Annotated in this window: 8 protein-coding genes and 1 pseudogene; 7 read left to right on the top strand and 2 right to left on the bottom strand. The window is 63.2% G+C overall.

Annotated features, from left to right (window positions below):
* Positions 1-187: 187 nt before the first annotated feature.
* A complete protein-coding gene (locus QUG01_RS18755; protein WP_500831411.1) occupies positions 188-1,018 on the top strand; it encodes an alpha/beta fold hydrolase in 831 nt (276 codons plus the stop codon).
* Between the two features lie 138 nt (positions 1,019-1,156).
* Positions 1,157-1,258 (top strand): annotated as a pseudogene (locus QUG01_RS18750) (IS5/IS1182 family transposase); the annotation flags it as partial.
* A gap of 76 nt (positions 1,259-1,334) precedes the next feature.
* Here QUG01_RS18750 and arsB read toward each other — a convergent pair.
* On the bottom strand, positions 1,335-2,405 hold the full coding sequence (arsB, locus tag QUG01_RS18745) for an ACR3 family arsenite efflux transporter (protein WP_500831410.1): 1,071 nt from the start codon (positions 2,403-2,405) through the stop codon (positions 1,335-1,337).
* A gap of 50 nt (positions 2,406-2,455) precedes the next feature.
* On the bottom strand, positions 2,456-2,950 hold the full coding sequence (locus QUG01_RS18740) for an arsenate reductase ArsC (RefSeq protein WP_500831409.1): 495 nt from the start codon (positions 2,948-2,950) through the stop codon (positions 2,456-2,458).
* A gap of 214 nt (positions 2,951-3,164) precedes the next feature.
* Between QUG01_RS18740 and QUG01_RS18735 the strand changes: the two genes are divergently transcribed.
* The 5 genes from QUG01_RS18735 (at position 3,165) to tssH (ending at position 10,002) form a co-directional block, all read left to right on the top strand.
* Positions 3,165-3,626, top strand: a complete 462-nt coding sequence (locus tag QUG01_RS18735; protein WP_500831408.1) for a hypothetical protein — start codon at positions 3,165-3,167, stop codon at positions 3,624-3,626.
* 132 nt (positions 3,627-3,758) lie between these two features.
* Positions 3,759-5,618 carry a type VI secretion system baseplate subunit TssF gene (tssF, locus tag QUG01_RS18730; protein ID WP_500831407.1) on the top strand — a complete coding sequence of 620 codons (1,860 nt, stop codon included), beginning with the start codon at positions 3,759-3,761 and terminating at the stop codon, positions 5,616-5,618.
* The gene (gene tssG / locus QUG01_RS18725) at positions 5,582-6,601 is read left to right on the top strand and encodes a type VI secretion system baseplate subunit TssG (RefSeq protein WP_500831406.1); all 1,020 of its coding nucleotides are present in this window, start codon (positions 5,582-5,584) and stop codon (positions 6,599-6,601) included. Before tssF ends, tssG begins: the two co-directional genes overlap by 37 nt.
* 14 nt (positions 6,602-6,615) lie before the next feature.
* Complete coding sequence (locus tag QUG01_RS18720; RefSeq protein ID WP_500831405.1) at positions 6,616-7,332, top strand: hypothetical protein; 717 nt, start codon at positions 6,616-6,618, stop codon at positions 7,330-7,332.
* A 33-nt stretch (positions 7,333-7,365) separates the two neighbouring features.
* A complete protein-coding gene (gene tssH, locus QUG01_RS18715) occupies positions 7,366-10,002 on the top strand; it encodes a type VI secretion system ATPase TssH (RefSeq protein ID WP_500831404.1) in 2,637 nt (878 codons plus the stop codon).
* The last annotated feature ends 4 nt before the right edge of the window (positions 10,003-10,006 follow it).

Here is a 10,006-nt window from a genome sequence, read left to right as displayed (position 1 = left end):
TTCATATCCGTCATTTTCCTTCAAGTGACGGACTTCTCTCTACTTTTGATTGGTAGGGGCTGAGGGGAGCAGATCAGTGCGACAACGCACAGACTACGCAGCCGAGTCGAGACTAAAACAACGAATAACGAAACTAGCGTGCAATCGACATTGATGTTTTTGCCCGCCACCATATGAAGGGACGACCATGAACCACATCACCACCAAAGATGGCATCAGGCTGTATGTCAAAACCTGGGGAGCTGGCCGTCCTGTCGTCATGGCACATGGCTGGCCTTTGTCTGCCGACAGCTTTGATGATTTGGCAATGGCCATTGCTGATGCGGGGATGCGTGCCATTCAATATGACCGCAGGGGTTTCGGCAGGTCAGACCAGCCTTGGAGTGGCTACAATTACGACTCTCTAGCCGACGATCTGGCTGCAGTCGTTGAGCAGACCTTTTCCCAGGATGCCACGCTGCTGGGCTTCTCTATGGGTGGCGGTGAGGTAGCGCGCTACCTGTCTCGTCATGGCGACCAGCGGGTCGCACAGGCGGTACTGATCTCTTCTGTTCTGCCATTCATCCTCAAGACCGACACCAACCCCGACGGTGTGGATCAACATGTGTTTGACCAAATGGAAGCCGACCTCAGAACCGACCGAGCGCAATTTTGGACTGGATTCTTCAAGGATTTCTTCGGTGTCGGCCTGACCTCTCATCCGGCAAGCAAAGAAGTGATCGAATGGTCGCGCGCCACGGCCATGCAGGCGGGTCTGAAGCCAACCCTGGCCTGCGTCCGCGCGTTTTCCCGTACAGACTTCTGGCCAGACCTGCCTAGTTTCACGATGCCGACGCTAATCGTCCACGGCACTGCTGACAAAATTGTTCCTATAGAAAAGAGCAGCCGCAAGATAGCCAAGGCCATCGCTCAGGCGACCATGATCGAATATGACGGTGCGCCGCATGGCCTGTTGGTTAGTCACAAGGAGAGGTTAATCAGGGATGTCGTCGGATTCCTCACCGAGGGGGCAAGATAGCAGGCAGCCTCAACACTCAGGCCACTTAAGCAAGGAGTACGCTTATGAAGCCAGACCTAAACTTTCTCGGCATACCTGGCAGTCTGCGTTGTTGTTCGTACAATCGCGCGCCGCTGGTTGCCGCCCCACTGTCGCGAAGCCCGGTGCTTCGATGGTCAAGTGGCAGAACTGCAAGTGCGTGCCGCCATCTTGAACCGTTTTAACATGCTCGGCCGTCCGTGCACGGTGGCTGTGGCGTAAATCCATTAGGGGAAGGGGGAACCTCCCCCTGTTCAGGATTTATGCAACAGCGTCTCACCAGCGACCACTGCGACATTCAAACGGTGCGTTCGTACCAAGGCTTTGTCGAGTTGACGATGCGTACCACTAATAGCATCACCGGCACCTCGATCAGCACGCCCACCACTGTGGCCAGCGCGGCGCCGGATTGGAAGCCGAACAGGCTGATCGCGGCCGCGACGGCTAGCTCGAAGAAGTTGGACGCGCCGATCAGCGCCGACGGGCAGGCGACTGAGTGTTTTTCCCCGACCTGGCGGTTGAGCCAATAGGCCAGCGCCGAATTGAAGAACACCTGGATCAGGATGGGCACGGCCAGCAGCGCGATCACCAGCGGCTGCTGCAAAATGGCCTTGCCCTGGAAGGCGAACAGCAACACCAGGGTCAGCAGCAGCGCTGCAATCGACCACGGCTGAATGCGATGCATGGCGGCATCGAATACCGCTTGTCCTTTGTTCAGCAGTGTCTTACGGATCGCCTGCGCGATCAGCACCGGCACCACGATATACAGTCCCACCGATGTCAGCAGCGTAGCCCACGGCACGGCGATGCTGGAAACGCCTAGCAGCAGGCCGACTAGCGGCGCAAAGGCGAACACCATGATCAGGTCGTTCAGCGCGACCTGCGACAACGTGAAATACGGATCCCCGCCGGTCAGCCGGCTCCAGACGAACACCATGGCGGTGCACGGCGCGGCAGCCAGCAGGATCAGGCCCGCGATGTAGCTGTCTAACTGCTCTGCAGGCAGAAGCGGCGCAAACCATACCCGAATGAACAGCCAAGCCAGAAAGGCCATCGAGAACGGCTTGACCAGCCAATTGATGAACAGGGTGACGCCGATGCTCCTGATGTGCGCCTTGACCTGGTGCAGCGCGCCGAAATCGATTTTCAGCAGCATCGGGATGATCATCACCCAGATCAGCAGGCCGACCGGCAGGTTGACCTGGGCGATTTCCCAACTGCCAATCGCGTGGAACAGGCCAGGGAAGGCCTGCCCCAAGCCGATGCCGGCCACAATGCAGAGGGCGACCCAGGCGGTCAGGTAGCGCTCGAACAAGCTCAGATGGGCGCCGGCGGAGCAGGGATGGGCGACTTCAGATGGTATGGACATGCCATTCTCCGTGGGATGGGGCGATCCTGCGCGCAGCCGTGAGAGCAGCGTCAGGGAAGCAATGTACCGATGCGATCCAGCTCCGCCTTGAGTTGGGGCGGATCTTGGCGCAGCGTATCCAGCGGCAGGGCCAGGAATGCCTCGATCCGTACCCGCAAGATGCGATAGGCCGTTGAGAAGGCCACGTCGATCTCCTGATCGCTGCCCGTCGCATGGGCAGGATCCTCCACGCCCCAGTGGCTGCGTAGCGCCGGCCCGAGATACGCCGGGCAGGTTTCGCCGGCGGCGCTGGCGCACACCGTGATCACGATGTCAGGCGCAGCCGGCAAGTGATCCCAGGATTTGCTGTGGTAGCCATCGGTGGCGATCCCTTCTCGTGCCAGCAGCGCCAGCGAGCGCGGGTGCACCTGCCCGGTTGGTTGGCTGCCAGCGCTCATTGCATGCCAGCCCGCCGGCGCCAAGTGGTTGAAGACCGCTTCAGCCAGGATGGAACGACAGGAGTTGCCGGTGCACAGGAACAGCACATTGACCGTGGCTTGGTTCATGGCGGGTTCTCTTTCTCAGTGGCGCTCAGCAGCAACCGCTGTCCGGCGCGCAGGTGTTTTTGGTCGTGATCTTGACGGCGGTCTTCGGCGCACAGCCAGCGCTGGCCGGTTCGCCCGCTGCAGACTCGCTACCATTGAACGTTGGGATCGTAGATGTTGATCACGCTTATACTCTTTCTGCAATGCAGGTAACAACTTCCAAGGGAATGACAACGTGGGAAATTTTAGAAAATACAGTAAAGAACTGTTTGCGTTGATAACCTTTTTGGTTTTATGCATTTTTTTTACTTACTGGTATGGTGTATGGCCGTTTACTAGGACTGTTACAGTCATTCAGTCGAGCCTGACTAGTCAAGGTATTGTGGTTAAATTTATACCTTCGTGGAAGGTTAAAGCCCCAACATTGTTTTGTAGTTTCGATCGAGATAAGGGTCGTCATTATACAGAGGCAAATGAAACCGTTGGTCGTGGCGGTCCTGATACGGCAGAGGTAGATGGGCGGGCGATAAAAATAGAGGTGGTTTTTGGAAAGGCTGATTGGAAGGATATGTCGAGTGAGGAGTTTGATCGGCTTGTGAGTCAAAATAGTTATATTTATTGCAAGGTGTATCAAGCTAATTTTTCTTCTATTGAGTCTGAAGAGTTTTCTATCCGTCTTCCAAAGGCTAAAGGGTAAATTTTTTCAATCTATATTCTGGTGCGTGTAGGCGTAGTCAAGTGATGGCTGGGTTAAATGTTGTATCGCGCTGACGCATTCATCACATTTAGATTTTACTGTCTGTCACTTGTCAGACCTTTTGTATAAAATATGCTCGAATCCTTACTCCCCTACTACGAACGCGAACTCGGCCAGCTGCGCGAGCTGTCCGGCGAGTTCGCGCGCCGCTATCCCAAGATCGCCGGCCGGCTGCAGATGGAAGGCGACCAGTGCGCCGACCCGCACACCGAGCGGCTGATCGAGGCGTTTGCGCTGCTGGCGTCGCGCATTCACAAGAAGCTGGACGACGATTATCCCGAGGTGGCGGAGAGCTTCCTCGATGTGCTGTATCCGCATTATCTGCAGCCGATTCCGTCCGCCACCATCGTGCAGTTCGAGTGCGATCCGGCGCGGCCGGAGATCGCCAAGTGCTACCGCGTGGAGCGCGGCCAGCCGGTGCATGCGCCGGCCATCAACGGCGTGGTGTGCAAGTTCCGCAGCGCCTACCCGGTGGATCTGTATCCGCTGTCTTTGAAGGACGCGCGGCTGGAACTGACCAGCGGCTCGCCTTACCTGCGCCAGCTTGCGCCGGACGCGGCGGCATTGTTGACGCTGGAGTGCCACACCCACGGCGGGCTGGCGCTGAACAACATCGGTTTGACGTCCTTGCGCTTCTTCCTGGACGGCGAGCCGGCGCTGATGCACCTCTTGTACGAGCTGCTGTTGTCGCAGGTGCTGCGCATCCGCGTGGGCGACGGCAGCGACGATCCGGCCCGCACCTTCACGCTGCCGGCCTCGGCCATCCGTCCGGTGGGCTTCGGCCGCGACGAGGGCATGCTGGAGTACGACGAGCGCTCCTTCATGGGCTACCGGCTGCTGACGGAATACTTCTGCTATCCGGAAAAATTCCTGTTCGTCGACATCGCGGAGCTGGACAAGGCGGCCGCGCGCTTGAATGGCGACAAGCTGGTGCTGCAACTGGTGCTGGGCGACTACCCGGACAGCGAGCGCCATCATCGGCTGCTGACGCAGCTGCAGCCGCAGCATCTGAAGCTGGGCTGCACCCCGGTGGTGAACCTGTTCAAGCAGCCGGGCGAGCCTATTCGCATCAGCCATCAAAAGACGGGCTACCCGGTGCTGGCCGATGGCCGCAAGCCGCAGGCTTACGAGGTGATCCAGATCCGCAAGGTGGTCCGGGTGGAGAAGTCCGGCGAGGGCGAGAGCAGCGAGGAAGTGCCGCCGTTCTACGCCACGCGCCACGGCAGCGAGCGCCAGGCGCCGCGCTTCTATTGGCACGCCAGCCGCGAAGGCTCGCCGCGCCAGGGCGACAAGGGCACGGACCTGGAGCTGCATCTGGTGGACCTGCAGTTCAACGCGGTGCGTCCGGCGGCCGAGGTGCTGAGCCTGGAGCTGCTGTGCAGCAACCGCGACCTGCCGGAACAGATTCCGTTTGGCGGCAGCCAGGCGGCGCAGCGCACCGACTTCACCCTGCCGGGGCACTCGGTGGTGAAGCGGGTGCGCCTGTTGCGCAAGCCTTCCGCCACCCAGCGCAGCCCCTTGGGCCGCGCCGTGCAGTGGCGGCTGATTTCGCACCTGTCGCTGAACTACATGTCCATCGTCGATTCCGGGGTGGCCGCGCTGCAGGAGATGCTGGCGCTGTACAACCTCACCGGCTCGCCGGTGAACGTGCGGCAGATCCAGGGCGTGGTGGGGATTCATAGCGAAGCGGCGGTGACGCGCGTCACCGGCCGCGATTTTGCCGGCTTCGTGCGCGGCAGCGACATCCGGCTGAAACTGGACGCGGACTACTATGTGGGCGGCAGTGTCTACCTGTTCGCCTCGGTGCTGGAGCGCTTCTTCGCGCTGTATTGCGCGCCGAACAGCTTCACCCGCCTGCGGGTGGAAACCGTGCAACAGAATCAGGAGGTGGCGGCATGGCCGGCCAGAGCGGGCGAAGCCCTCGTGATCTGAGGCAGGAGCTGGCCCATGACGCCAGCCAGTTCGGCTTCTTCCAGGCGGCGCGCATCCTGGGGCTGAGCGGCCACAGGCGCGCCGGGGCCAGGCGCGGGCGGCTGCCGGAGCGGCTGCGCTTCCGTACGCTGGCGTCGCTGTCGTTTCCGGCCAGCGAGCTGACCGGCTACCAGCCGGCGGAGGAGGGCAGCGAGGCGGCGGATGAGATGACCATCAGCTTCATGGGCCTCACCGGGCCGAGCGGGGCGCTGCCCACCGCGTATACGGAGTTGTTGCTGGAGCGCCGTCTGCGCCACCGCGACGACACCATGCACGCGTTTTTCGACCTGTTCAGCCACCGAGCCGCCTCGCTGTTTTTCGAGGCCTGGTGCAAGTACCGCAGCTGGGTCAATGTCGAAGCCGGCGAGCGCGATGGCTTCACCCGCAACCTGCTGGACCTGGGCGGCCTCGGACTGGGCCAGCTGCGCCAGCAGATGGGGCCGGACGCGCAATTGGATGAGCGCATGTTCGTCTATTACGCCGGCCTGCTGAGCCAGAAGCCGCTGTCGGCGCAATCGCTGGTGACGCTGGTGGAGGGTTTCTTTGGCGTCAAGGCCAGCCTGGAGCAGTTTGTTGGCCAGTGGCTGCAGGTGCCGCGCGAGGAGCAGAGCCAGCTTGGCGTGGACGGCTGCGAACTGGGCCTGTCCGCCTTCGCCGGCGAGCGCATCTGGGACCGCCAGACCAAGATCAAGCTGCGGTTGGGGCCGTTGCGGCGCGAGCAGTTCAACGCGCTGCAGCCGCACGCCGCCGGCGCGCAGGCGCTGCGCGCGCTGATGCGGTACGCGCTGGGCCACAGCCTGGCGGCCGAGGTTTGCCTGGTGCTGGATGCGCGCGATGTGGTGCCGGCGATGCTGGGTTCGGCCGCGCTGAGCCTGGGCGGCGACAGCTGGCTGGGACGTCCGCAGGGCCATCCCGACGATATGCGTTACACCCTGTTGAACTGATAGGAAAGTCGAAAATGGGCATCCTGAAGCGATTGCTGGGCCGCGGCCAACCGGCCGGCCTGCGCGCGGCGCGGCCGGCGCAAACGCCGCCGCAACTGGCGCCGGCAGTGGCCGCGCTGCAGCGCGAGGACTGGCCGCAGGCGCTGCGGCTGGCGCAGCCGCATCTGGAGGCGCGCTCCCCGGCGGTGCGCGCCGATGCCTATCGGCTGTGCGCGCTGGCCAGCAGCCGCCAGGCGCAATGGGATACCGCGTTCTCCTGCTGGATGAAATTGTTCGAGCTGGAGCCCACGGCCCATAACGCGCTGCAGTTGGCCAGCACCTCGGTGATGGCCGGCGCGGTGGAGCGCGGCAAGGCCTGGATGATGAAGTTTGACGAGTTGAACCGGCAAAGCCGCGAGTTCTCCTGCGCCATGGCCTACGCCAATTTCGCCTCCGCCCTGGCCCAGGCTGGCCATGCGGCGGACGCCGTGCCGTACCTGACCTGGCTGCGCGAGCTGTACCGCGAGCTGAAAATCACCGACGACATGTTCCTGCATCAGCGCGGCGTGCCGTTTTTCGGCGTATTCCTGGAAAACAGCTGGCCGCTGCTGCGGCAATGCCTGGACGACGGCGCGCTGCTGGCCTGGTACCGGGTGATGCTGGACGATCTGGACCCGGACGGCCGCGCCATGCTTAGCGGCTGGCTGGCGGACGCCTTGCCCGCCGCCGCGGCCAACGAAGAACAACCTTAAGCAAACATCTTAAATCTCAAGCATTGGAAGCATATGTCCGTTTCTTTGAAATCCCTGATAGACCGGTTGACGCCCACCGCGCGTCAGGCCATTGAGCAGGCCGCCAGCCGCGCGCTGGCGCGTACCCATTTCGAGATCGAGATCGAGCACGTGCTGCTGGCGATGTTCGATCAGGACAACAACGCCGCGCTGGCGGCGCTGCGCGCGCTGGGCGCCGATCTGTCGCGGCTGGAGCGCGAGCTGGACGCCGCGCTGGACGCCTTCCGCAGCGGCAATACCCGTAATCCCGTGCTGTCCGGCTGGCTGCCCAAGTGGCTGGAAAAAGCCTGGCTGCAGGCCAGCGCCGAACATGGCCAGGACAATGTGTCCACGCTGGACCTGATGCTGGCGCTGTGGCAGGACGACGCCCTGCGCGGCGCGCTGCAATCCGGCGCGCCGGCGCTGGCGCGGCTGGACGCCGGCAAGCTGGACGGCGCTTACGCCGCGCTGCGCCAGCATGGCGGCGAAGCCAGCGGCCATGCCGCGGAAGAAGCCGGCGCGGAGCAAGACGACGACGCGCCCGCCGCGCCGCAGGGCAAGCGCGGCAGCCCGGCGCTGGACAAGTACACCATAGATCTGACCGCGCAGGCGCGCGCCGGCAAGATCGACCCCATCCTGGGCCGCGACGGCGAAATCCGCCAGATGATAGACATCCTGATGCGCCGCCGTCAGAACAACCCCATCCTCACCGGCGAGCCGGGCGTGGGCAAGACCGCCGTGGTGGAAGGCCTGGCGCGCAAGATCGTGCTGGGCGAAGTGCCGCCGGTGCTGACCGGCGTGACGCTGCGCACGCTGGACCTGGGCTTGTTGCAGGCCGGCGCCAGCGTCAAGGGCGAATTCGAGAACCGCCTGCGTCAGGTGATAGACGAGGTCAAGGCCAGCCCGGTGCCCATCATCCTGTTCATCGACGAGGCGCACACCCTGATCGGCGCCGGCGGCGCGGCCGGCCAGAACGACGCGGCCAACCTGCTGAAGCCGGCGCTGGCGCGCGGCGAGCTGCGCACCATCGCCGCCACCACTTGGGCGGAATACAAGAAGTACTTCGAGAAGGACGCCGCGCTGGCGCGCCGCTTCCAGGTGGTGAAGGTGGAGGAGCCGGCCCCGGAAATCGCCGTGCAGATGGTGCGCGGCCTGACTGACGCCATGGCCCGGCACCATGAAGTGGAAATCCTCAATGAGGCCGTGGCGGCGGCCGTGCATCTGTCCAGCCGCTATATCGCCGGCCGCCAGCTGCCGGACAAGGCCATCAGCGTGCTCGATACCGCCTGCGCCCGCGTGGCGCTGTCGCGCGCCGGCAAGCCGGGACCGATCGAGGACGTGTCGGTATTGATGGACAACATCGACCGCGAAATCGCCGCATTGCAGCGCGAGGAGGGCCACGCCGAGCGCATCGCCGAGCTGCAAGCGCAGCGCGCCGAGCTGGAAGGCAATCTGCAACAGCTGCACGAAGCCTGGGAAGCTCAGCAGAAGCTGATCGAAGAAATCGACCAACTGAAAGCGCAGCGCGGCGAGGCCAAACCGGCCAAGGGCAAAAAGCTCAGTCCGCTGCAGACCAAGCGCAAGGAATTGCGCGAGCTGCAAAAGCACCAGCCGCTGGCCTTCGAATGCGTGGACGAAAGCGTGATCGCCGACGTCATCGCCGGCTGGACCGGCATTCCGCTGGGGCGCATGGTCAGCAACGAGCTGGAGCAGGTGCAGAAGCTGGCCAAGCTGTTGGCCGAGCGCGTCATCGGCCAGGACCACGCGCTGGAGCAGATCGCGGAGCGGGTGCAGATCGCCAAGGCCGGCCTGGAAGACCCGGGCAAGCCCAAGGGCGTGTTCCTGCTGGTGGGCCCGTCCGGCGTCGGCAAGACCGAAACCGCGCTGGCGCTGGCCGAGGCGCTGTACGGCGGCGAGCGCAATCTGATCACCATCAATATGTCGGAATACCAGGAAGCGCACAGCGTGTCCGGCCTGAAAGGCTCGCCCCCGGGCTATGTCGGTTACGGCGAGGGCGGCGTGCTGACCGAAGCGGTGCGCCGCAAGCCGTACTCCGTCGTGCTGCTGGACGAAGTGGAGAAAGCGCACCCGGACGTGCTGGAGCTGTTCTTCCAGGTGTTCGACAAGGGCGTACTGGAGGATAGCGAAGGCCGCGAGGTGGACTTCAAGAACACCATCATCCTGCTGACCTCCAACGCCGGCACCGATCTGGTGATGCGCGCCTGCGAGCACGGCGTGACGGTGGAGGACGAAACCCGCGACCCGACGGCCGAAGACCTGGTGGAAATCCTGCGCCCGACGCTGCAGAAGACTTTCAAGCCGGCCTTCCTGGGCCGCCTGACCATCGTGCCTTACTTCCCGATCAGCGACGAAGTGCTGCGCGCCATCGTCGCGCTGAAGCTGGAGAAGATCCGCCGCCGCATCGCCGACAACCACGGCGCGCAGGTGGAGTTCCCGGCCGATCTGGCCGAGCAGATGGCCGCGCGCTGCCTGGACGTGGACAGCGGCGCGCGCAACGCCGACGCCATCCTCACCCGCACGCTGCTGGCGCAGATCTCCAACGATCTGCTGTCGCGCATGGCCACGGGCAAGCCGGTGAAGAAGATCGCCGTCTCGCTCAAGGGCGAGCAGGTGAAGGTGAAAGTCAGCTAAGGAG

Source organism: Chromobacterium sp. CCUG 76385, from assembly GCF_059916625.1.
Note: the sequence above shows the minus strand (reverse complement) of the source record. Positions and strands in the feature narration are given on the sequence as shown.